The organism is Aquitalea magnusonii (assembly GCF_003202035.1).
Taxonomy (GTDB): Bacteria; Pseudomonadota; Gammaproteobacteria; order Burkholderiales; family Chromobacteriaceae; genus Aquitalea; species Aquitalea magnusonii.
The window spans coordinates 21810-43615 of sequence record NZ_QJKC01000024.1 but is presented as its reverse complement, the minus strand read 5'-3'; the positions used below and the strand labels follow the sequence as shown (position 1 = coordinate 43615).

21 protein-coding genes are annotated in these 21806 nt (G+C 60.1%); 5 read left to right on the top strand and 16 right to left on the bottom strand.

Going from position 1 to position 21806, the window contains the following annotated elements:
• The 13 genes from DFR38_RS18730 to mltG all read right to left on the bottom strand — a co-directional run.
• Nucleotides 1–293, bottom strand: a 293-nt coding sequence (locus DFR38_RS18730) for a Gfo/Idh/MocA family protein (RefSeq protein WP_158527767.1), incomplete at its 3' end; no start/stop codon positions are given.
• Nucleotides 294–367: 74 nt separating this feature from the next.
• On the bottom strand, nucleotides 368–916 hold the full coding sequence (gene rfbC, locus DFR38_RS18725) for a dTDP-4-dehydrorhamnose 3,5-epimerase (RefSeq protein ID WP_059286501.1): 549 nt from the start codon (nucleotides 914–916) through the stop codon (nucleotides 368–370).
• A 14-nt stretch (nucleotides 917–930) separates the two neighbouring features.
• Nucleotides 931–1800 carry a glucose-1-phosphate thymidylyltransferase RfbA gene (rfbA, locus tag DFR38_RS18720; protein WP_059286500.1) on the bottom strand — a complete coding sequence of 290 codons (870 nt, stop codon included), beginning with the start codon at nucleotides 1798–1800 and terminating at the stop codon, nucleotides 931–933.
• A 376-nt stretch (nucleotides 1801–2176) separates the two neighbouring features.
• Nucleotides 2177–3535 (bottom strand): GumC family protein, encoded by a 1359-nt coding sequence (locus DFR38_RS18715; protein ID WP_239688717.1) that lies wholly within the window; start codon nucleotides 3533–3535, stop codon nucleotides 2177–2179.
• The gene (locus tag DFR38_RS18710; protein WP_211310792.1) at nucleotides 3472–5331 is read right to left on the bottom strand and encodes an SLBB domain-containing protein; all 1860 of its coding nucleotides are present in this window, start codon (nucleotides 5329–5331) and stop codon (nucleotides 3472–3474) included. Before DFR38_RS18710 ends, DFR38_RS18715 begins: the two co-directional genes overlap by 64 nt.
• A gap of 156 nt (nucleotides 5332–5487) precedes the next feature.
• Entirely contained in the window at nucleotides 5488–8325 is a 2838-nt protein-coding gene (locus DFR38_RS18705; RefSeq protein ID WP_110313767.1) for a YjbH domain-containing protein, read from the bottom strand.
• A 74-nt stretch (nucleotides 8326–8399) separates the two neighbouring features.
• On the bottom strand, nucleotides 8400–8747 hold the full coding sequence (locus tag DFR38_RS18700) for a hypothetical protein (RefSeq protein WP_110313770.1): 348 nt from the start codon (nucleotides 8745–8747) through the stop codon (nucleotides 8400–8402).
• A 383-nt stretch (nucleotides 8748–9130) separates the two neighbouring features.
• Nucleotides 9131–9913 (bottom strand): MBL fold metallo-hydrolase, encoded by a 783-nt coding sequence (locus tag DFR38_RS18695; RefSeq protein ID WP_059286494.1) that lies wholly within the window; start codon nucleotides 9911–9913, stop codon nucleotides 9131–9133.
• A gap of 4 nt (nucleotides 9914–9917) precedes the next feature.
• On the bottom strand, nucleotides 9918–10709 hold the full coding sequence (locus DFR38_RS18690) for a TatD family hydrolase (RefSeq protein ID WP_110313766.1): 792 nt from the start codon (nucleotides 10707–10709) through the stop codon (nucleotides 9918–9920).
• A 49-nt stretch (nucleotides 10710–10758) separates the two neighbouring features.
• Complete coding sequence (locus DFR38_RS18685; RefSeq protein WP_059286493.1) at nucleotides 10759–11124, bottom strand: PilZ domain-containing protein; 366 nt, start codon at nucleotides 11122–11124, stop codon at nucleotides 10759–10761.
• Between the two features lie 108 nt (nucleotides 11125–11232).
• Entirely contained in the window at nucleotides 11233–12234 is a 1002-nt protein-coding gene (locus DFR38_RS18680) for a DNA polymerase III subunit delta' (protein WP_110313765.1), read from the bottom strand.
• On the bottom strand, nucleotides 12234–12863 hold the full coding sequence (tmk, locus tag DFR38_RS18675; protein WP_059286492.1) for a dTMP kinase: 630 nt from the start codon (nucleotides 12861–12863) through the stop codon (nucleotides 12234–12236). The genes DFR38_RS18680 and tmk overlap by 1 nt, the downstream gene beginning before the upstream one ends.
• Nucleotides 12856–13845 carry an endolytic transglycosylase MltG gene (gene mltG, locus DFR38_RS18670; RefSeq protein ID WP_059286491.1) on the bottom strand — a complete coding sequence of 330 codons (990 nt, stop codon included), beginning with the start codon at nucleotides 13843–13845 and terminating at the stop codon, nucleotides 12856–12858. Before mltG ends, tmk begins: the two co-directional genes overlap by 8 nt.
• Nucleotides 13846–14117: 272 nt before the next feature.
• Here mltG and DFR38_RS18665 point away from each other — a divergent pair, with 272 nt between their 5' ends.
• From DFR38_RS18665 to DFR38_RS18650, 4 genes are all read left to right on the top strand, one after another.
• Complete coding sequence (locus tag DFR38_RS18665) at nucleotides 14118–14795, top strand: DUF3313 domain-containing protein (RefSeq protein ID WP_158527765.1); 678 nt, start codon at nucleotides 14118–14120, stop codon at nucleotides 14793–14795.
• Between the two features lie 155 nt (nucleotides 14796–14950).
• Nucleotides 14951–15220, top strand: a complete 270-nt coding sequence (locus tag DFR38_RS18660) for a hypothetical protein (RefSeq protein WP_110313763.1) — start codon at nucleotides 14951–14953, stop codon at nucleotides 15218–15220.
• A 144-nt stretch (nucleotides 15221–15364) separates the two neighbouring features.
• Nucleotides 15365–16063, top strand: a complete 699-nt coding sequence (locus DFR38_RS18655) for a FadR/GntR family transcriptional regulator (RefSeq protein ID WP_211310790.1) — start codon at nucleotides 15365–15367, stop codon at nucleotides 16061–16063.
• 35 nt (nucleotides 16064–16098) lie between these two features.
• Nucleotides 16099–17373, top strand: a complete 1275-nt coding sequence (locus DFR38_RS18650; RefSeq protein ID WP_110313761.1) for a CynX/NimT family MFS transporter — start codon at nucleotides 16099–16101, stop codon at nucleotides 17371–17373.
• 80 nt (nucleotides 17374–17453) lie between these two features.
• Here the strand turns inward: DFR38_RS18650 and DFR38_RS18645 are convergent, their stop codons facing one another.
• From DFR38_RS18645 to DFR38_RS18635, 3 genes are read right to left on the bottom strand one after another with little or no spacing between them, the layout of a single operon-like run.
• Entirely contained in the window at nucleotides 17454–17978 is a 525-nt protein-coding gene (locus tag DFR38_RS18645) for a DUF2946 family protein (RefSeq protein ID WP_110313760.1), read from the bottom strand.
• A gap of 45 nt (nucleotides 17979–18023) precedes the next feature.
• Nucleotides 18024–20513: an ABC transporter permease gene (locus DFR38_RS18640; RefSeq protein WP_110313759.1), complete on the bottom strand. Its 2490-nt coding sequence runs from the start codon at nucleotides 20511–20513 to the stop codon at nucleotides 18024–18026.
• Nucleotides 20510–21202: an ABC transporter ATP-binding protein gene (locus tag DFR38_RS18635; RefSeq protein ID WP_110313758.1), complete on the bottom strand. Its 693-nt coding sequence runs from the start codon at nucleotides 21200–21202 to the stop codon at nucleotides 20510–20512. Before DFR38_RS18635 ends, DFR38_RS18640 begins: the two co-directional genes overlap by 4 nt.
• A 12-nt stretch (nucleotides 21203–21214) precedes the next feature.
• On the opposite strand from DFR38_RS18635, the gene DFR38_RS18630 reads away from it, so the two are divergent.
• Entirely contained in the window at nucleotides 21215–21802 is a 588-nt protein-coding gene (locus DFR38_RS18630; RefSeq protein WP_059287014.1) for an arylesterase, read from the top strand.
• The last annotated feature ends 4 nt before the right edge of the window (nucleotides 21803–21806 follow it).

Here is a 21806-nt window from a genome sequence, read left to right as displayed (position 1 = left end):
TGGAAACCGGCTTCCGAGCATTCGATGCTCTGGCTCGGGTGCAGGCCGGACGGGGTGGTCAGCACGATGATGTCGGCATTGGTAATCGCCAGCATATCGGTGAGATTGCTGTGGCCACGGGCGCCGGTGCGCTCGACGGCAGCTTGCAGCGCGGCCGGGTCTACGTCGCAGACATCCACCAGCTCGGCGCGGTCGGCATGCTTTTCCAGCGAGCCGAAATGGTTGTTGGCAATGCGGCCGCAGCCGACCAGAGCGAAGCGGATTTTCCGCCCACTGATAACATCAAAATTCATATTCCGCATTGTCACTATCTTTCAATAACTTTGATCCAATACAGCCAGGATAATCATGCAAAAAATGGAGCATCCTAATCGAACAGGATAGCGCTTTCAAAAAACGCGCCCTCCAGGTCTTTTGCCGAGAGCTGAGGCATATCGATTTCAGGCCATTCTATATTCAAAACAGGATCATTCCAGACAATGGCCCGCTCTGCGGATTTTTCCCAATAGTTGGTTGTTTTGTATAAAAACTCGGCAGCATCCGACAAGGTGACAAATCCATGGGCAAAGCCTTCCGGGATCCACAACTGGCGCTTGTTGTCGGCGGATAGCTCGACGCCAACCCATTGACCGCAAGTGGGCGAGCTACGGCGGATATCGACTGCGACATCGTAGACTTTCCCCACCACACAACGCACAAGTTTGCCCTGGGCAAACGGTGGCAGCTGGTAGTGCAGGCCACGCAGAACGCCTTTGCTTGATCGGCTGTGATTATCCTGAACAAAATTGACCGGCCGACCAATGGCATTGTCAAAGTGCTTCTGATTAAAGCTCTCAAAGAAGAACCCACGCTGATCGCCAAACACAGCAGGCTCGATAATCTTTACATCCGGGATTGCGGTATCAATGATTTTCATGAGTCAGGTGGTCTTTATTTCAGCAGCTGCAACAAATACATTCCGTATGCATTTTTTTTCAGTGGTTGCGCCAGTTTTTCCAGTTGTGCGGCATCTATCCATTGCTGAAGGTAGGCAATCTCTTCCAGACAGGCGACTTTCAGGCCCTGACGGTTTTCCACAGTGGCAATGAACTGGCTGGCCTCCAGCATGGATTCGTGGGTACCCGTATCCAGCCAGGCATAGCCACGGCCCATGGTTTGCACATCCAGCTGGCCTTGCTGCAAGTAGCGGTTGTTGACGTCGGTGATTTCCAGCTCGCCGCGTGGTGAGGGGCGGATGGACTTGGCAATGTCGACGACCTGATTGTCGTAGAAGTACAGGCCGGTGACGGCATAGTTGGACTTCGGAGTGGCAGGTTTTTCTTCGATGGACAAGGCTTTGCCCTGGGCGTCGAATTCCACCACGCCATAACGCTCCGGGTCCTGTACGTGGTAGGCAAACACGCTGGCGCCTTGCTGCTTGGCGTTGGCCGCTTTCAGCAGTTTGGGGAAATCATGCCCGTGAAAGATGTTGTCACCCAAGACCAGGGCGGAAGCTGCCCCCGCCAGAAAATCTTCGCCAATGATGAAGGCCTGGGCCAAGCCATCGGGACTGGGCTGTACTGCGTACTGCAGATTGATGCCCCACTGGCTACCATCGCCGAGCAGTTGCTCGAAGCGCGGGGTGTCCTGCGGGGTGGAAATGATCAGGATGTCGCGAATACCGGCCAGCAACAGGGTGCTGAGCGGGTAATAGATCATTGGCTTGTCGTAGATGGGCAGCAGTTGTTTGCTGACCGCCAGGGTTGCCGGATACAGGCGGGTGCCGCTACCACCGGCCAGAATAATACCTTTACGTTGCATGTCTAATCCATTTTCATCGAATACACCATGCAATGGTGTGATGGATACACAGTCATGTGTATTGCAGTTGCCGGCCGGATATTTCCCACTTTAATTACACAACAGGAAAACTCATGCCATAGAAATGACAAACAATCACTGCGATCTTAAATAATCAAAATCAGTCCCCTCCGCATGCGGCAGGAGTCAAATATGATTGATTGACAGCAGGCATAGGGCACCATGCTGATGGTGAAGGTGACAGGCATTTTATTGGCCCTGCCCCATCTCAAGTAGTAACCTTGTCAGTTACAGTTGCACCAAATAGACAACAGACATGCCTGATTCACCTGTATGGTAAAAAACGGCCGAATCACGATATCACGATATCACGATATCACGATGACTTCTGACTTTTCCAGGCGGCAGCAAGTGCTTTCCAGCGTCCGTTCTGGTCACTACTCCGGCTAATGATATAGGCCTCACGAACAAAAGCGCCAAGTAGACCAAAAAACAAGCCTGTAATAAACCCGGCAATGCAGATCAAAGCACGCTTGGGCTTGGATTTTTTGTCCGGCGCAGTTGCAGTATCCAATACCTGAATACTGGAGGAGTCTTTGGACTCATCCAGTTTGGCGGATTCGAATTGCTTGGCCATCAGTTCAAACATGGTTTCATAGTACTTCACATCGCGCAGACGGCGTATATACTCCATGCCACTTTCCGGCAGCTTGCCGGTGGGCACAAAAATATCGGCGCCTTTGGCAGCCTGGTTTTGTTCCAGCTTGGCCAGCTGGGCGCGCATGGCTTGCAATTCCTGCTCGGTTTTCAGCAAATTGGGGTTTTGTGCGGTGGCAAAACTGCGCATGGCACTCAGCTCGACTTCCTTGCTGGCAATGCCGGCGCGCAACTGCGCCATATTGGATACGATGACCTGGATCTGCCCTTCCGGTTGCAGGATGCCGGTTTGTTCCTGGGTTTTCTTCAGGGCGACTTCGGCATCTGCCAGCTTGTCCTTGGTCTCTTTCAGCTGTTGCTCGAAAAACAGCCGGCGCTTGGCGGCATCGGTTACTGCCAACCGCTGGGTGACCTTACTCAGTTCTTCCACATAGGCATTGGCCAGGGTAGCGGCAAACTTGGGGTCTTTATCATCAACCGATACCGTGATCAAACTATCCTTGCCTGACAGGATGTCAACAACGCGGGAGAGCTTTTCACGCGTGTCAATCATGGTCTTGGCTTCATAACGCTGCTGCAGATTGAAACGGCGAATCAGGTTGTCGGCCACGCTCTGGCTTTGCAACATGCCGACATACAAATCATTCGGATTCTTCAGGCCAGCGATTGAACCGGCAGCCCCGGCCAGTGAACCCAATTGCCCGAGCATTGCAGTAAGGGTGGAGCTTTGCTGCTGTGGCGGCATGATCCTGCTGGTTGCGGTATAGATTGGCGTCATCAGCAAGCTGGCCAGCAGCGCGGCGCTGCTCAGGCCCAGGGTGGACGCGGCAATCATTTTTTTGTGTTTAAGAATGACCGTCAGCGCAGCCAGTAAATCCATTTCGGTTTCAACCGGGACTTGTGCTGCTTCACGGGTGGTATCCGTCATTATTGGCGACTTTCTCGTAAACTTGGGCCGGTGCCCATGCATTGCTTGGCTAGCCTGTCGCCCATCAGGGCAACAGGCTACGGGGTTCAGTTTTTCAATACTTTGAGGGCGGCAGCACCCAGGCCAAACTGGTAGAGGATGGTGGTCCATTCCTTGATGTTTTCCATCCAGGTGCTGCGGTCGATCTTCTCCGGCACCACCAGTGCATCCCCCGGATTGACATTGCTACCTGCTACCCCACCCAGCCAGCCACCCTGGGCGTCGACAGTGCCATCGGCACGCAGCAGATACATGGCACCTTCATCTCCGGTACGGGTAATCCCGCCAGCCAGCTTGAGGTAGTCGGCTGCTGTACGGTTGCTGCGGTAGATATAGGCGGACTGCTGGTTGACCGAACCCAGCACATCAACCGTGTCGGGCCGGCGCGGGATGTAGATCTGGTCACCATCCTGCAGCGGCAGGTCCGGCAGGTTCTTCACTGCGGCCTTGCCATTGCCAAGCTCCAGCACGATGCGCCCTTCTGCCCTGATGGAGCGCATTTTCTTGGCCAATGCTTGCTGCCGTGCCAGTTCGGCCTGGATATTGGCAATCGAACCGGCATCGGTCAGCCCCGCCATACGCTGCTGGGCATTGGTGGTGGCATCTTTTTCAAAGCGGTCGGCCAGTTCGTCCAGCTTTTGCTGCTGTACCGCAGCAATGCTGCCGCGTGTCACCCTGGTGGCAAAGACATAACCGTTGTCGCTGACCCCGCCCAGGCGCGACACCAGCTCGCGCAGGGTTTCTCCTTTCTGGATCTGCACCACACCGGTTTGCTTGACTTCGCCAGCCACGGTGACAAATTCGCGTTGCTTTTGCGCCTGTACCGCCACGGCGGACGGGGCGAATACCCGCAGGATATTGCCGGGCGCCACAGGATACTGCGGCAGTTGTTTGGCCAGCTGCTCGCTGCTGCCATGCAGGTCGACCAAGGGCTGGTATTTGTTATCGACGTTTTTTTCAATAATGATTTGCTGGTTTTCCGCAGCGGAATCAAAGCCGCCACTCCAGCTGGCCACATCGGCGAGCGTGGTGCTGCCTTTGAGTTCGTAAATGCCAGGCTGTTTTACATTGCCGGTAATGGCAATTTGTGAACCGACTTCGGGGATGTAGATGACATCACCATCCTGCAGCGGAATATCATGGCTCTTGTCCCCCTTGACCAGCATGTCATACAGGTCGAAGGTGGTGACCACTTCGCCGCCCCGCTTGACCTGGATATTACGCATGGTCCCGGTACCGGAAGGGCCACCAGAGGCAAACAGCGCATTGAGCAGGGTACTCATGGCGCTGAGGGTATAGGTGCCGGCCCGCACCACATGTCCCACCATATACACCTGTACCGCACGGGTTTGGGCAATGCTGACGGTAAGATCAAAGTTGGTGAAAACCCGGTTGACTGATTTCTTCAGATATCCCTGCAGATCGCGGAAACGCACCCCGGCCACCTTTACGCTGCCGACCCGCGGCAGATAGATGCTGCCGGAGCGGTCTACCGGAACGGTAAGATCGATATCGACCATGCCCCAGCCACGGATTTGCAGTTCGTCACCCGCGCCAATCACGTAATCGCCATTGACCTGGGTGGCATTCAGAGGAGCAAACGTAGTGGGCACGCTCTGAAACAGGTTGCTGCCAAACACATCCAGCTTGCTGCCGGTCACCCCGTCCACATATTGGGCAAAGGCCGACTCCTGATGGCTGGTAACAAAGCTGGCCAGCGGCTGCAGCTGTGCAGCCGGCGCCTGAACCGCCCCGCCGCCCGCTGCCGGTGAGACCACATTGGTGATGGATGGCAGTCCCGTATCCGCACCCGCCTGGTAGCTTGGCATCAGGAAGGGATTGCTGGCCGAAGCCGCTGCCGCAGCGGCATCGCTATTGGCCGCCAGCACCAAACCAGGAAAGAGCATCGCCATGCTGATAACGACCCTTGCGCCCTGGTTACGAAATTCTTTTCTGATCATTACGGAACATCCTGTTTTCAAAATATCAGAGGCCGACAACTGTCGGCTAACCATTAGCCTGCTTCAATCGGCGTCTCCTCCAGGGAGACGCCTACTTCGCGATCAATATGATTTCTGCACCGTGATGCTGGCCGAATTGGGAGCAAGACCAAACATGGTCTGGTAACGGCTGGCATCCCGCTGTGAACTCCACAGCCATTTTCCGACTGCAAAACCACCCAGGCCGCCAGCGACCACATCGGATAACCAGTGTTGCCGGTTAGCAGTACGCCCCAACGATGCTACGGCTGCAACACCATATAGCCAGGGAGCATCATATTCGGAAGCAAAAGGGGTCACGAGTGCGAAATTGGCTGCCGCATGGGTGGATGCAAACGAACTGGAACTACGCGACTCCCCTGCCGGCTGGGTAGACCAGGCACCATTTCCATCACCCGGACGGGCCCTGTTGACCACCTGCTTGATCGCCATATTGCCGGCAACAGAGACCGCGGCGGCCTGCAAGGCTATAAAGCCGGTATTCTGCAGACGTTCATCGCCGAAAGCCATGGCCATACCCGCAAGCCCGGCCCCGATGACCGGTGCTGCGCTGGCACCATCCCCCCAGTATTTGAGCAAGCGGTTATGCTGGCCATGTTTCATCAAGCTGTCCCAACGGCTATCCGACAGGGCCGCAATGCCAATTGCCCCGGTTGCCAACAAACTGCCCTGTACCAGGGGCGACAATTCCGGAAACTCGTTGACGGAATCATCGAGCCGCAATTTTACCGCAGGCCACGGCTGAAATGTTTCAATCGGATTGGCATTTGCCGGGTGATTGATTTCGTCGTTTCTTTCCGAGAAATTACCCAGGCCATCAAAACGTGAGGCATCACGCTGGCTGTTTTCGACAATTCCGTACAAATCGCCCGGACTGGCCACCATCTGACCACCATCTCGGCTCCAGGGTGACAAGGCAAAATTGCCAACCGAGCGGTTATCCATTGTAAGCATGGGACCAAGAGGGATAGAGAAAAACACCCCTTTATCCTGATAGGGAGAATTTGGCGAGCCTGGCGAGGTAATATCATGAGCATTGGTATAGGTATACCAGGCGCCGATTTCAATACCTGAACGGAAGCGTCGTTTCAATTCAAAACGCAGCCCTTCGTCCTTGGCCAGAAACTGGCCAGCCCTTGCTGTCGCAGTCATGTCATAGGGAAGGCGATAGTGGACTGACAAAAGCGTTTGCAATGTATCGTAGTGGCGGAAACCCAGGCCGCCATAGATATCTCGCTGGCGCAATGCATCAATACTCAAATCAGCAGACCAGCGTTTGCCTGCCGGAGAATATAATAACTGGCCACCGCTACCGGCAAACATTTCTTCATAGATACCGGCAGAAAATCTTCCATACCAATCCGTCCCCGGCTTGAAAAACTGATTGACCACTGCCTGGTCAATTTTCACCCGGCTACCATTGATATACTCGGCCACATCGCTGCGCACATGTGGCAGCAAACTATTGGAGGCCTTCATATTTTTGGTATTGTTGGTAGCGATCGTAGCGCCGACTTCCGAATTAAAATACAAACCCGAGCCCAGCCGGCGATCATAATTTGCAACCGCTTTCAAATCATACAAATAGGCACCACTTGGGTCGTTGAAGAAAAAACTGACCTTGGGCGCAATTTTTATACGATTAAGCAGGGAATCCCGGCTACGCAACTGTACGATATCGCCATCTTCTGACGAGACCACATTGAAATCAATCCCCTCCTGCAGGCCAGCAGCAATCGCCGTAGCCGTCTGGTCATCCTGAACAATCAGGTCGCTGGAGTCTGCGGAACGGACCAGTACATATTGATTGAACTGTTCACGATTGATTTTTCCTGCCAGGTATTCCTGCAATTTGGGCAAATTGAAGAATTCATATGTCACCACCGGCATACTCATTTCGGTATGCGTCACCTTGATGGCTTTTGTCTCCAATGGCATGAAGTACAAGGCAGTTCTGACTGCCCGCCCCACGCTGCGCCCTACATTGGAAATACGGGTATTGGTGAGATTAAGGGACAATGTGCCATTGGCGTAGCTACTGCTAACCAGAGCGTAATCTTGTTTTTGCAGTGCCTTGGCAAGCTTGATCTGATACGAATCATCCTCTTGCCATTGCGCAGCGCTGGGTCGCGTGGGCAATTCGGAAGGCGAGTAAAACCCCGGCTCTTGAAATTTGGGGACAAATTCCCGCTCATTAAGCGGGATGTTGACCATGAAATTGATGCTATTGGTGGCATTCTGGTGTGCCACCTGAGTGGATAGCCAGCCCCAGCGGTATTCGATACCGGTACTCACGCCCTTTTTGCGTTGCGAGGCAAAGGTCGATGCGCTGTTAAAATCTTTCTGGTAATTATGCGCATCATACTCGCCAACCAAAGACCAGCTTGGAAAGCGCTCAGGCGTCCACCGCAGCCCTCCAAAGGCCTTGTCGATCAGGCCACTGCCATAACCCAGGCTGGCTTCCAGCGAACCAAAATTCTTGGTCATGGCAATATAATCTGCTCGCCACAAATTAGTACCAAACAAGTCCAGCCGGCCAAATGCGATGGCAGGCAGATAGCGGCTTTCGGGAAGCAATTGAATCTTTACATCAAAAACCTTGTCCTTGTAGCGACCATATTCACTTTTATAAGGCTCTTCGGTAAATCCGGGAACACCAATCACACCGACATAGCGAAAACCAGCCTGCACCACGGGCAGAAAACTGACTGAAGTCCAGGTTGTACTATATGGCCGGTCAAAACTATTACCCCAGCTCCAAGTCCCATCAGTCCCCGTTAATGCATTTGGCATTTTTATGTAACCATCCTGCCCATCCAGATTGGGTGCGGCCTGTACGCCCCCCACCAACCCCATGGCCATGGCGGTTACAAATAATTTTCTGGCAAAAATGATGCGCATAGAACCTGAAAAATGAGAAAAGCCACCAAATCAGTGGCTTTTGGGCAAAAACGGCGAGACAGACTACAACAACATCAGTGAGATGCTGTGGAGTGGGTGCTGGTGGAGTTGCTGTTGCTCGAAGCAGCGGCAACGATACCTGCAACAGAGGCACCGATTGCAGCAATCGTACCCAGACCAATCGTTGCGGTGGTCGCTGCAGCAGCACCGACTGCACCTGCTGCCGCACCTGCCGTAGCAGCACCAGCACCGGCTGCAGCACCTGCTGTACCAGCACCTGCACCTGCGGCGGCGCCAGTAGACCCGGCGGCAGCACCACCAGCAGAACCCGGAGCGACTGCAGCGGCTTCTTCACCAACAGCAAAAGCAGTTTGAGCAGTACCGAAAGTAGCGAGCAGCGCCAGAAGCAAAATTTTCTTCATATCAAACTCCATGTTTGAGTAAACATTATGCAATGAATGGCCAGCAAGTCAGAACCAGTGGAACTGGCCTACAGCTTCAGGGGAGGGCCCTGCCTGGCAACTTCTTCAAAGTAATCACTATGGCATTGTAATCGACAATCCTGAGCTTAGCAAAAAGGTATGGCAAGCTTTTCAAGGCATTACAAGCTGTCTCGACATGGAAATATCGATTAGCTCACGACACTCCCCGTCCTTACATCGCTTGTTGTCAGCGCTGGCATGCGGCAAAACACTTTATGGTCAGGCTTTTGCAGCAAAAATAGCACGCCGGGTAAAGAATCAGGAGATAGTGGCATGCCAGACCAAGGGACAGAGATACCAATGAGCAGTTACCAATAATGCAACTACACCACCACCCGCAAGCCGTCATAGCCCACTTCGACTCCCGCTGGGCACAGCGCCGATAGCGCGTGGTATTCCAGCCGGTGAATCATGTGGATCAGCACGGTGCGGCGGGCGCCGATGCGTGCCGCCCACTGCAGTGACTGATGAAAGCCCAGGTGCGAGGGGTAGCCATCCATGTTCAGGCAGTCCAGAAACAACACCTCCAGCCCTTGTAGCAGCGCCAGGCTGTCATCCGGGATATGCGACAGGTCGGTCAGCCAGGCGGCATTGCCGATGCGCCAGCCCAGGCAGGGCCAGCTGCCATGTTGCAACGGGATGGGAGTAATGGGCAGGCCGGCATGCTGGAAGGGGCCACTGACCACTTCCGGCAGCAGCACCGGCTTGTCCCACACTTTGGAGGGTGGCTGCAGGGCATAGCCAAAGCGGCTGGTGATATTGTCCATGGTGAAGGCATTGCCATACAGCACCACCGCGCCTTGCCGGACATAGCAGAAGGCGCGCAGGTCATCGATACCGTTGAGATGGTCGGCATGCGGGTGGGTATACAGCACGGCGTCTACCTGGCGGATGCCTTCGCGCAGGGCCTGCTGGCGCAGGTCGGGTCCGGTATCGATCAGCAGACCCAGCTCGCCGCAGCGGATATGGGCCGAGCAGCGGGTGCGGTGATTACGCGGATCGCTTGAGGTGCAGGTGGCACACTGGCAACCGATGGCCGGGGTGCCGGAGCTGGAACCGCAACCGAGAATGGTGATTTCAAGTTGACCCGGCTGCAGTGCGCTCATGGCATCAGCCTTGCTGCCCGGCTTGCGGGCGCTGGATCTTGCTGAACAGGCGATAGAAGTTGTCGCTGGTGGCGGCGGCAACTTCTTCGAAGCTGATGCCGCGCAGTTCGGCAATATGTTCGGCCACATGGCGCACATAGGCCGGCTCGTTCAGCTTGCCGCGATAGGGTATCGGGGCCAGATAGGGCGAGTCGGTTTCCACCAGCATGCGTTCCAGCGGCATTTTTTGCGCCACTTCCTTGATCTGCGCAGCGTTCTTGAAGGTCACGATGCCGGAGAAGGAGATATAAAAGCCGATGTCCAGCGCGGCCTGTGCCACTTCCCAGTTTTCGGTAAAGCAGTGCATCACGCCGCCGCATTGCCCGGCCCCCTCTTCACGCAGGATGCGGATGGTGTCGGCGGCCGATTCACGGGTGTGGATGATCAGCGGCAGGCCGGCGCGCCTGGCGGCACGGATGTGGGTGCGGAAACGCTGGTGCTGCCATTCCAGGTCGCCCTTGCACCAGTGGTAGTCCAGCCCGGTTTCGCCAATGCCCACCACACGCGGATGGGCGGCATGGGCCAGCAGTTCATCTTCGCTGAATTCTTCGGCATCCGGGTCGTCCGGGTGAATGCCGACGGTGGCGTACAGATTGTCGTGGTTTTCCGCCAGCGCCAGCACCTCCGGGTATTTGGGGCGGGAGACGCCGATCACCAGCGCCAGCTCGACACCGTTGTGCTGCATATTGGCCAGCACCTCGGGCAGACGGCTGGAGAGGTCGGGGAAATTGATATGGCAGTGCGAATCGACAAGCATGGTGTGGTATCTGGCTGGCAATGTGCCCGGCCACAGCCGGGCAACGGGATTACATGGTATGGGTGGGGCGGCTGGAGTTGAGCACGCCACCCAGCAGGGTTTCGATCTTGGCCTTGGCCTGGTTGCCGGCTTCTCCGGCCGAAAATTCCACGCCTATGCCCTGTACCCGGCTGTTATTGGCACCAGCCGGGGTGATCCAGACCACCTTGGCCTGCACGGCGATTTTCTGTGGCTCGTCCATCAGGGTCAGCAGCAGGAACACCTCTTCGCCCAGCTTCATGTCCTTGTTGGTGGGAATGAAGATGCCGCCGTTTTTCAGGAAGGGCATGTAGGCGGCAAACAGGGCGCTGCGCTCCTTGATGTGCAGCGATAGCACGCCGGGGCGGCTAAGGTCGGGACGAGTGGTATTTTCCATATGCGCGTTTTCCGCTTTCCTTGTCATGCTGCGTCATGCTGCCACGAGCCGCCATCCACCTGGCCCCTGCATTATAGCTGGCCGACGCTGCCGTGCTGCGGCAGGCGATCAGCCCTGGCGGCCTCCGGCGAAAATCTTCAGATAATCCATCAGCAGCGCTTCCAGCTGCAGCCGGGTATTGAGCGTGTGCTGGCCAAACGGGGCCAGCTGTTGCAGGGCGTCCTGGCAACGCATCAGCGCCACCGGGTCGCAACGCGCCACCAGCTGCTGCAATACCGCTTGCTGTTCGGGATGATAGCGGACAATCCCCGCCAGACTCAAACCAGCCAGATCGTGCAGCCATTTGCCCAGCCAGCCCAGCGGAATGGCCAGCGGCAGCTTCTGCTTGTCCACCAGCTCGGCCAGATTGAGGATGCTGGCAAACGTGGGTTGGCCCAGGCCATCGACAAACTGGCTGCGCAGCTTGGCCAGCACCGGGTCATGGTCGAACAGCGGCGCGCCGCCGTTGTGGGCCAGTTCGGCCTCGGCATTGCTCACGCCCTGCTGGCGCAACCAGTCCAGCGCCTGAGCCGGACTGGGGGCCGACAAGGGAAACTGGCGGCAGCGGCTGCGTATGGTGGGCAGCAGGCGCTGTGCCGCCTGCGCCACCAGCAGGAACAGCACGTCTTGCGGCGGTTCCTCCAGGATTTTCAGCAAGGCATTGGCCGCAGCCGGATTGAGGTTTTCCGCCGGCTCCACCACCACGATGCGCTGTCCGGCACGGTGGGCGGTGAGATGGGCGAATTCGATCACCTGGCGTACTGCCTCGATCTTGATCAGCGGCAGCTTGCGGCCGGGCTTGGCTTCCTTGCCCTCCTCCTCTTCTTCGGTCTGCGGCGACAGGCGGCGGAAGTCGGGGTGGGTGCCATGCTCGAACCAGCGGCAGCCCTCGCACTGGCCGCAGGGCTGGTGATCGGCCTGCAATTGTTCGCACAGCAGCGACTGTGCCAGATGCAGGGCGAATTCCAGCTTGCCGGTGCCGGCCGGGCCGATGAACAGCCAGGCATTGGGCAGGCGTGCGCGCTCGGCATTCAGCCGCTGCCAGTCTTGCTGTTGCCAGGGAAACAGCATCAGCGTTGCTCCAGCAAGGCGGTCAGATGGCCGGCGATTTCCTGTTGCAGCTGGGCGATGCTGCGGGTGGCATCCAGCACGCGGAAGCGTGGGTCCTGTGCTGCCCGTTGCAGATAGGCATCGCGCACCCGCTGGTGGAAATCGGCTTTTTCCTGCTCGAAACGGTCCAGCTGGCGGCTGCCGGCCATGCGCTGGCTGGCAACCTCCAGCGGCACATCGAACAGCAGGGTCAGATCGGGCTGCAGGCCCTGTTGCACCCAGTTTTCCAGCACGGCAATACGCTCGGCCGGCACACCGCGCCCACCGCCCTGAAAGGCGAAGGTGGAGTCGGTAAAACGGTCGGACACCACCCAGCGTCCGGCTTGCAGCGCCGGGCGGATCAGGCTGGACAGCAGTTGCTGGCGCGAGGCGAACATCAGCAGGGTTTCGGCTTCCAGCGAGACCTGGGTGTCCACCGCCAGCAACAGCGCGCGCACCTGCTCGCCCAGCGGGGTGCCGCCCGGTTCGCGGGTGAATTCAGCCGCGATGTCCTGCGCGGCCAGCCAGTCGCGGATAAAGCCCAGATGCGTGCTCTTGCCGGCGCCGTCTATGCCTTCCAGCGTGATGAAACGCCCGGTGTGCTCAGTCATTGGAGCCTTTCTTCAGAATGTATTTGCGCACGGCCTGATTGTGCTGTTCCAGTGTTTCCGAAAAATAGGAGCTGCCATCGCCCTTGGCCACGAAATACAGGGCGCTGGAGTTGGCCGGATTGGCGGCTGCTTCCAGCGCAGCCTGGCCGGGCAGCGAGATCGGCGTCGGCGTCAGGCCGTTGCGGGTATAGGTATTGTACGGGGTGTCGCGGCGCAGGTCGGCCTTGCTGATATTGCCCTGATAGGCCGTGCCCATGCCGTAGATGACCGAGGGGTCGGTCTGCAGGCGCATGCCCTTGTTGAGGCGATTGACAAACACCGCCGCCACCAGCGGACGGTCGGCATCCAGCGAGGTTTCCTTTTCCACCAGGCTGGCCATGATCAGCAGCTCGTAGGGCGTGTGATAGGGCAGATCCGGCTTGCGCGCAGCCCAGGCCGCTTCCAGCTTCTGCTGCATGGTGGCATAGGCGCGCCGGTACAGTTCCAGATCGCTGCTGCCGGGGGTGAACAGATAGGTGCTGGGGAAAAACAGCCCCTCCGGCCTGATGTCGTTCAGCCCCAGTTGCTGCAGCAACTGCGCATCGCTCCAGTCACGCGCTTCATGCACGATGTCGGGATTGCGGTCGATGGCCTGCCGTAGCTGGCGGAAGTTCCAGCCCTCGATCACGGTCAGGCTGGCCTCGTCGGGATGGCCGTCAGCCAGCCGCTGCAGGATGTTCCACATCGAGACCGAGCCATTGAACTGATAGAGGCCGGCCTTGATCTTGCGATCCATGCCCTGCGCCCGCCCCAGCAACATCATGATATTGCGGTTGCGGATGATGCCTTCATCCGCCAGGCTACGTGCCACCTGCCCCAGCGTGCGATTGGGGCCGATGGTCAGCTTGTAGGGGGATTGCGGCAGGTCGACCGGGATGATCACCACCCAGCTCAGCCAGGCGGCAACAGTGAGCACGGCCAGCAACAGGATGCGTGGCCACAAGGCAGGGGATTTTCGTCTGGGTTTGGCAGGCACGGCGGGTATCGGCGACAGGGTGATTGGGCAAGGCTGTGATGATACCAGCAAGGGCCGCGCCTGACATGCCGCATGGGCCGGCTGGCCTTGCCGCGGCCTGCCACTGGCAAAGCTGCATGCGCACCAGCATCACGCTGTCATGACAGCTATAGTAAGCGCTGCACCCGTTGTGCCGACGGCAGGGAACTCCCGGCTCGCCGCCTTCTCCCATGCTGCCCACCCCATACCGGAGACACCTTATGCAAAAACCGTTTTTCCGCCTTGCCTGCGCCATTATCGCCCTGAGCGCACTCAGCCACAGCGCCCTGGCCGAGGAAAACCAGCAACATTTGTTCAATCTGCCGCCGGAAGCCTTCCAGCCCAATCCCAAAGTACCCGGCCAGATGCTTTATCTCAAACCCGGCGCCGACCTCAAGCAGTACCACGCGGTGATACTGGAGCCGCTGTCCTTTCTGGAAAGACAGCCCGATGGCCACTGGCAGCTGCTGGTCGCCGCGGAAAAAAACAAGATCGATCATTACTACCGCATGAGCATGGAAACCGCGCTGCGCAAGGAAAAAATCCAGGTCGTCACCGCGCCGGGGCCGGGCGTGGCCCGCCTGCGCGTGGCAGTGACCGGCTTCCAGCAGGACAAACCCGGCCTGGCAGTCAGCGACATCCTGCCGATCAAGGCCGCCTTCAACCTGGCGCGCTTCGCCACCGGCACCGATCCCTATCTGCTGAAAGTATCCACCATGGGTCAGCTTGACGACTCGCAGGATCACACCTTGCTGGCTGGCGGCGTCAACCTGCTGGAAAATCCGGGCAGCAAGACCAAGGACGAGGCCATCACCGCCGAGCTGCTGAAAAAGCTGATCAATAGCTGGACTGCCAAGAATGCACGCCAGCTGGCCCGTGCGCTGTCGCCGGCCCAGTAAGCGCATCAGGAACAAACTTTGACAAGCGCTGTAACAATCCGTAATGGATAATTTTTGTCATGTGTTTTATGGTAGTTTGCCCAAGGCCGGTTTTTACCCTCGATGCCGGCCGGACCGCCGGGAATGTCTCCCGCCCAACGTTAAAGGAAACTGCAATGCGCAAATTCGTGATGATGGCACTGTTGACCCTGGCCACTGCCAATGTCGCTCTGGCTGCAGACGCCAGCTGTGATGCCAAGGCGGCCGAGAAAAAACTGGCTGGCGCCGCCAAGACCAGCTTCCTGAAGAAATGTGAGAAAGACAGCAAGGCTGCCGCACCGCAAGCCATGTGTGAAGGCAAGGCTGCCGACAAGAAACTGGCCGGCGCCGCCAAGAACAGCTTTGTGAAGAAATGCGTGAAGGACGCTGCTTCCGCAGCCAAATAAGCAGTAAGGCGGGCGATGACAGCCCGCCACTCTCCCCACTCCCCACTCCCCACTCCCCACTCCCCACTCCCCACCTCACCCCGCTTGCCCCTGAACGCTGCATGCGGCAAAATACATCGGATGATTGGATGAATGAGCATGACCATGAGCAAACTGACACACAGCAAGCGTTCCCTGGTTGATCTGGCGCTGGAGGAACTGGGCCAGCGACTGACCAGCGGCACATGGGCCGTGGGCAGCCGCATTCCCACCGAAGCGGAGCTGGCCGAACAACTGGGCATCAGCCGCAATACCGTGCGCGAAGCCATCCGGGTCTTGCTGTATGCCGGCCTGCTGGAAGTGCGCCAGGGCGACGGCACCTATGTGCGCGCCATCACCAGCCCGGCCGAGGCCATGCGCAGCATCAGCCGGGCCAGCCTGCGCGAGCAGCTGGAAGTACGGGCGGTGCTGGAGGAAAGCACGGCCAGGCTGGCAGCCCTGCGCGCCGATGAGCAGGACATTGCCCGGATTGAACGCTGCCTGGCGGTACGCGGCGAACAGCAGCAGTACCCAAACGCCGACGACTTCATTGCCCGTGATCTGGACTTTCACCTGGCGATTGCCGATGCCTGCGGCAACGCGGCACTGGCCGAGCTGTACCGCTATTTCTCGCGCACGGTGCAACTGGGCATCCGCTTTTCCATTCAGGACGAGGCCCTGCCCGATCCGGACCTGGCCTCGCATCAGGCCATTGTCACGGCCATTCGCAATCGTGATGCCACAGCGGCCGGCCAGGCCGCCGCAGCCGTCACCGGCCCCTTATTGCAGGCACTGGATGCCCTGCTGCCACCCAACGCCGGCTGACAGTGGCCAGCTCAACCCCTCCCGCAAAGAAAACCATGTCCCGCACGCCCCCCTCTGCACCGCCCAGTCTGGCGGACGAACTGCTGATCGACGCCGAAATCGATGATGATGGCGTGCAGCAGGCCCCCGTACCCACCACACCACGCTGGCTGCTGGTGGCAGGCCTGGTGCTGATCGGCATCAATCTGCGGCCGGCCCTGTCCAGCCTGGCGCCGGTACTGGGGCAGATCAAGACCGAAATCGGCATTTCCGCCACCATGGCCGGCCTGCTCACCACGCTGCCGGTGCTGTGCCTGGGCCTGTTCGGCCCGCTGGCGCCGCAACTGGCACGCCGCTTTGGCAGCGAGCGCAGCATTGCCGCCGTACTCTTGCTGCTGGCGGCCGGTATCGCCCTGCGCAGCCAGCTGGGCCTGCACGGCCTGCTGCTGGGTTCGCTGCTGTCCGGCGCCGCCATCGGCATGATCGGCGTGCTGCTGCCTGGCATCGTCAAGCGCGACTTTCCGCAGCAGGCCGGGCTGATGACCGGCGTTTACACCATGGCGCTCTGTCTGGGTGCGGCGCTGGCCGCCGGCGCCACCGTGCCGCTGGATCATCTGTTTGGTCAACGCTGGCAGGTGGCACTGGCTTTCTGGGCGATCCCGGCCCTGCTGGCCTTCGTCGTGTGGTGGCCACAACTGGGGCAAGGACAGCAGCGCCATGCCGGCCACTGGCAGGTCAGCGGCCTGTGGCGTGAAGCACTGGCCTGGCAGGTCACCGCCTACATGGGCCTGCAGTCCTCGCTGTCCTACATCGTGTTTGGCTGGATGCCGTCCATCCTGATCGAACGCGGGCTGTCGCCGCTGGATGCCGGCCTGATGATGTCGCTGTCCATCATGAGCCAGGTGCTGGCCTCGCTGGGGGTGCCGCTGCTGGCCCAGCGCTGCCCGGATCAGCGCCTGCCCATTGCCTGCGTGATGACGCTGACGCTGGCCGGCTTGCTGGGCATGCTGTATGCCCCGCCAGGCCAGCTCTGGCTGTGGGCCGTGCTGCTGGGCATAGGCCAGGGCGGCGCCTTCAGCATGGCGCTCAGCCTGCTGGTGCTGCGTTCGCCGGACAGCCATGTGGCGGCACACTTGTCGGGCATGGCCCAGGGCGTGGGTTATACCATCGCCGCCGCCGGTCCGCTGGCAGCCGGCATCATCCATGATGCGGCCGGCAACTGGCGGCCAGCCGGCTGGCTGTTTGGCGGCATCGCTGGCGCTGCACTGTGTTTCGGCCTGCTGGCCGGACGCCAGCGCCTGCTCCGGGCCAGGGCCGTACGGCTGGATTGAGCACGCGCCCAGGCGCTCCGGCACTAGCCGGTAGCGCAGGCCGGGCAGCGCGCGGCAGCGGGGGGGGATTGTCAGTCCTGCTAGGCTTGCGGCCGGGTCACCACACCATAACGCTGCCATAGGGCCGGCAGGGTATGCAGGCTGAGCGGCAGCGGATGGTCGTGCAGCTGCAGGGTGGCGGGCAGCCGTGTGGTATCGCCATCCCATTGCCCCAGGCCGGCGGCGGCCACCGTGGCCAGATCGCGGTCGTCCACCACGGCCAGTTCGCCGGCAATTTCGATAAACAGCTGGCCTTCGGGCGTCATGAAGGCGGCACGGGCCTGCACGTCGTCATCACACGGCAGTGTCTGCCATGTGCCATCGACCAGTCGCGCCACCAGTGGCGCGGCATCCAGGCTGACAAACACCTTTTGCGGGCCGTTCTGCACATAGTAGCGGCCATGTGCGTCGCGGCTGTAATTGCGGTTGAAAAATGCCACCATGCCTGCATGCGTCAGGCGTTCATCACGTATCCACCACTGCCCGCGTCCATCCAGCCGCAGCCAGCCAAACACCGCCGGCACATTCGGCCACTTGGCCATGGCGGCCAACACTTGCGTATCCATCTCTCCACACTCCTTGCGGGCTGTCCTGCCCGCCTTGTTATGGGCTCACTGCCCTGCGCGCAAAATCGCCAGCGGCGAAGCGCGTGCCACCCGGCCGACCAGCGGCCAGCCGGCCAGTGTCACCACCACCACACCGCAAGCCATGCCGATGGGCAGCAAGTAGAAATTGACACTCCAGGGCAGATTGAACAGTTTGCCGGCAGCAATGCCGCCAATGCCCATGGCGCCCAGCGCCGCCAGCAAGCCGGTAAACGCTCCCAGCCAGGCCAGCTCGGCCAGCACCACGGCGCGCAGCTGCGCGCGCGAGGCCCCCAAGGCACGCATCACTGCGATATCGGACAGCCGCTCGTCACGGGTGGCGGCCAGCGCCGCCCACAACACCAGCACACCGGCAGCCAGCGCCAGCACGAACATGGCCTCGATGGCGCGGGTGAGCTTGTCCACCATGGCGCGCACCTCGTCCAGAATAGCGCTAACGTCGATGATGGTGATATTGGGGAAGGCCGCCACCAGCCGGTTGGCAAATTCTTCCTGTGCGCCTTCCAGCCGGAAACTGCTGATCCAGCTTGCGGGCTGCTGCTGCAATAGCGAAGGCGGTGCCAGCACAAAGAAATTCACCCGGAAGCTGTCCCAGGCCACGGCGCGCAGGCTGGTGACACGCGCACGATAGGTGCTGCCGCCGATATCAAAGGCCAGTGTGTCGCCCAGCCGGATGCCCAGCGTGCCGGCCAGCCCCTGCTCCACCGAAAACTGCGGCTTGGCCTTGCCCTGCCACCAGCTGCCGGCCACCAGCCGGTTGCCCTGTGGCAGATCATCCCGCCACGACAGGTTGAACTCGCGTTCGGCCAGCCGGCGGGCGCGCTCGTCGGCCAGGGCGGAGGGGCGCAGCGGTTTGTCGTTGATGGCAATCAGCCGGCCGCGAATCATCGGTGACAGCTCAGGCTGCTGCAGCCCGGCCACGGCAAAGCGGTCGCGCAATGCCGCCCGCTGATTCTGCTGGATATTGATGACGAACTTGTTGGGGGCATCCGGCGGAATGCTGTGCTGCCAGGCAGAGATCAGGTCGTCGCGCACCACGGTCAGCGTCAGCAGGGCCATGATGCCCACCGCCAGTGCCACGATCTGCACGATGGCCAGCCAGGGGCGGCGCGCCAGATTGGCCACACCATAGCGCCAGCCGGTGCGTGGCGCGGCCGGCAGCCGCCGCAGCAGCCACAACATGCCCCAGGCCAGCAGCGCCACCCCGGCGAAAAAGGCGGTCATGCCGGCCAGCAGCCAGGCCGCCAGGCTGACATCGTCCATTTGCCAGGCAGCCAGCGCCAGCAAGGCCAGCAGCGCCGCCAGCGGTGCCAGCAGATTGCTGCGCACCAGCACCACATCGTTGCGCAGTACCGCCAGCGGCGAAACATTGCGGATGGCCAGCAGCGGCGGCAAGGCCAGGCCGGCCAGCAACAGCAGCGAGGCGGCCGGTCCCAGCAGCCAGCTATGCCAGCCGGGGTCGGGCAGGACTTCGCCGACAAAACGGCTGCTCAGCTGCATCAGCCCCAGCTGCACGGCGTAGCCGGCCAGCGCCCCCAGTGCACCACTCAGCAGCCCCAGCAGCAGGAACAGGCAGACAAACAGCCCCAAGACCTCGGACGAGGTCAGCCCCATGCAGCGCAATACCGCCACCGGCTGCCAGTGCCGCGCCAGATAGCGCCGTACCGCCAGCGCCACGGCGGCGGCGGCCAGTGCCACGGTCAGCATGGCGGTGAGGCCGAGGAAACGGCGTGCCCGCTCCAGCGCGGTGCGGATTTCCGGGCGCGCTTCTTCCACATTCTCCAGCCGGCTGCCGGCAGGCAGATGCTGGCCCAGCCACTGGCGAAAGGCGCTGATCTGCCGGTCGTCTCCGGCCAGCATCAGCCGCCAGCGGGCGCGGCTGCCTTCCTGGATCAGGCCGGTGGCGGCCAGGTCGGCACTGTTGAACATCAGCCGCGGCACGAAGTTGTACAGGTCCATGGCCCCGTCCGGCTCGCGCAGGATTTCGCCGCTGAGCAGCAGCGAGCTATTGCCGACGCTGATGCGATCACCCAGCTTCAGCCCCAGCTTGCGCAGCAGGCGGGCATCGGCCCAGGCGGTGCCGGCAGCCGGATGCAGCACACCCGTGCTTGGCTGCCCGTCCGCACCGCGCACGGTCATTTCACCGCGCAGCGGATAATGGTTGCTGACCGCCTTGTAGGTGGCCAGCGTAGCCTGGCCCTGGGCAAACACCATGGAAGGGAAACTGATATTGTCGGCCAGCTGCAGCCCGCGCCGCTGCGCCTCCTGGCGAATGGCTGCCGGTGCCGGCTGATTGCCATTGAGTACCAGATCGGCTGCCAGCAGCTGGGTGGCCTGGGTGGTCAGTGCACGCTCGACCCGGTCGGAAAAAAAACTCACGCTGGTCAGTGCCGTCACCGCCACCAGTAGGGCCAGCGCCAGAATGGTCAGTTCGCCGGAGACGATTTCGCGCCGCACAAAGCGGGCAGCCAGCAGCAGACGACTCCACCAGCTCATGCCCGCGCTCCGTTCAGGCGGCCATCCACCAGGCGGTAAATGGCATCGCAGCGGCTGGCCAGTTCGTTATCGTGGGTCACCAACACCAGCGAGGTGTGTTGTTCGCTATTGAGCTGGAACAGCAGGTCGATGATCTGGCGGCCGGTGGCCGCGTCCAGATTGCCGGTAGGCTCATCGGCAAACAGGATGCCCGGATGGATGGCAAAGGCGCGCGCCAGCGCCACCCTTTGCTGCTCGCCGCCGGACAGGTGGCGCGGGTAGTGCCGCAGCCGCTGCCCCAGGCCGACATGCGTCAGCATCTGGCTGGCGCTGTCGCGCGCATCCTTGCGCCCGGCCAGTTCCAGCGGCAGCATGACGTTTTCCAATGCCGTCAGTTGCGGCATCAGCTGGAAATTCTGGAAGACAAACCCCACCTTGTCCCTGCGCAGCAATGCCCTGCCGTCTTCATTCAGGCCAGCCAGCGACTGGCCGAACAGGGCCACTTCGCCGCTGCTGGGCTGGTCCAGCCCAGCCAGCAAGGACAGCAGGGTGGATTTGCCGGAGCCGGAAGCACCGACAATGGCCACACTTTCGCCCGGACCCACGGACAGGCTGGCCGCATGCAGGATATTCAGCGGCTCGCCGTTAAACACCACCTGTTTGGCCAGATTCTGCGCCGACAGCACTGCCTTGTTATCGATTGGAGTCATATGCCTTCTGCAATGGTCAACATTGTTAGCGTTCTGTGTGCCGCCCTGCTGGCACTGCCGGCCTCTGCCGCCACCATCCTGGTGATGGGCGACAGCCTGTCGGCAGGCTACGGACTGGCACCGGGCCAGGGCTGGGTCAGCCTGCTACAACAGGATCTGGAGCCACGACACCGGATTATCAATGCCAGCATCTCCGGCGAAACCAGCGATGGCGGGCTGGCACGCCTGCCGGAAGCCCTGCGCCGCCACAAGCCGGATATCGTGATTCTGGAGCTGGGAGCCAACGATGGCCTGCGCGGCCTGCCCATGTCCCGGCTACAGGACAATCTGCAACAGATGGTGAATCTGTCACGGCGGGCGGCAGCGCGGGTGGTACTGGTGGGCATGGCGCTGCCCAGCAACTATGGCCCCCGCTATACGGCGGAGTTCCGTGCGGTATACGACAGCATAGCCAAACGCAACCAGCTGCCCTATGTGCCGCTGCTGGTGGCCGGCTTTGCCACGGACATCAGCAAGTTCCAGCCGGACGGCCTGCACCCGGTGGCCAGCGTGCAAGCCACCATGATGCACACGGTCAAGGCCAAACTGCCACTGAAATAACGCG

Coding starts and splice junctions, on each gene's coding strand:
- DFR38_RS18645 (WP_110313760.1), bottom strand. CDS start 17,978: ATGGATACGCAAGTGTTGGCCGCCATGGCCAAGTGGCCGAATGTGCCG.
- DFR38_RS18630 (WP_059287014.1), top strand. CDS start 21,215: ATGGTCAACATTGTTAGCGTTCTGTGTGCCGCCCTGCTGGCACTGCCG.
- DFR38_RS18680 (WP_110313765.1), bottom strand. CDS start 12,234: ATGCTGTTTCCCTGGCAACAGCAAGACTGGCAGCGGCTGAATGCCGAG.
- DFR38_RS18650 (WP_110313761.1), top strand. CDS start 16,099: ATGTCCCGCACGCCCCCCTCTGCACCGCCCAGTCTGGCGGACGAACTG.
- DFR38_RS18695 (WP_059286494.1), bottom strand. CDS start 9,913: ATGAGCGCACTGCAGCCGGGTCAACTTGAAATCACCATTCTCGGTTGC.
- DFR38_RS18640 (WP_110313759.1), bottom strand. CDS start 20,513: ATGAGCTGGTGGAGTCGTCTGCTGCTGGCTGCCCGCTTTGTGCGGCGC.
- DFR38_RS18655 (WP_211310790.1), top strand. CDS start 15,365: ATGAGCAAACTGACACACAGCAAGCGTTCCCTGGTTGATCTGGCGCTG.
- tmk (WP_059286492.1), bottom strand. CDS start 12,863: ATGACTGAGCACACCGGGCGTTTCATCACGCTGGAAGGCATAGACGGC.
- DFR38_RS18710 (WP_211310792.1), bottom strand. CDS start 5,331: ATGCTCTTTCCTGGTTTGGTGCTGGCGGCCAATAGCGATGCCGCTGCG.
- DFR38_RS18715 (WP_239688717.1), bottom strand. CDS start 3,535: ATGGACCACCATCCTCTACCAGTTTGGCCTGGGTGCTGCCGCCCTCAA.
- DFR38_RS18635 (WP_110313758.1), bottom strand. CDS start 21,202: ATGACTCCAATCGATAACAAGGCAGTGCTGTCGGCGCAGAATCTGGCC.
- DFR38_RS18690 (WP_110313766.1), bottom strand. CDS start 10,709: ATGCTTGTCGATTCGCACTGCCATATCAATTTCCCCGACCTCTCCAGC.
- DFR38_RS18660 (WP_110313763.1), top strand. CDS start 14,951: ATGCGCAAATTCGTGATGATGGCACTGTTGACCCTGGCCACTGCCAAT.
- DFR38_RS18700 (WP_110313770.1), bottom strand. CDS start 8,747: ATGAAGAAAATTTTGCTTCTGGCGCTGCTCGCTACTTTCGGTACTGCT.
- rfbA (WP_059286500.1), bottom strand. CDS start 1,800: ATGCAACGTAAAGGTATTATTCTGGCCGGTGGTAGCGGCACCCGCCTG.
- DFR38_RS18705 (WP_110313767.1), bottom strand. CDS start 8,325: ATGCGCATCATTTTTGCCAGAAAATTATTTGTAACCGCCATGGCCATG.
- rfbC (WP_059286501.1), bottom strand. CDS start 916: ATGAAAATCATTGATACCGCAATCCCGGATGTAAAGATTATCGAGCCT.
- DFR38_RS18665 (WP_158527765.1), top strand. CDS start 14,118: ATGCAAAAACCGTTTTTCCGCCTTGCCTGCGCCATTATCGCCCTGAGC.
- DFR38_RS18685 (WP_059286493.1), bottom strand. CDS start 11,124: ATGGAAAATACCACTCGTCCCGACCTTAGCCGCCCCGGCGTGCTATCG.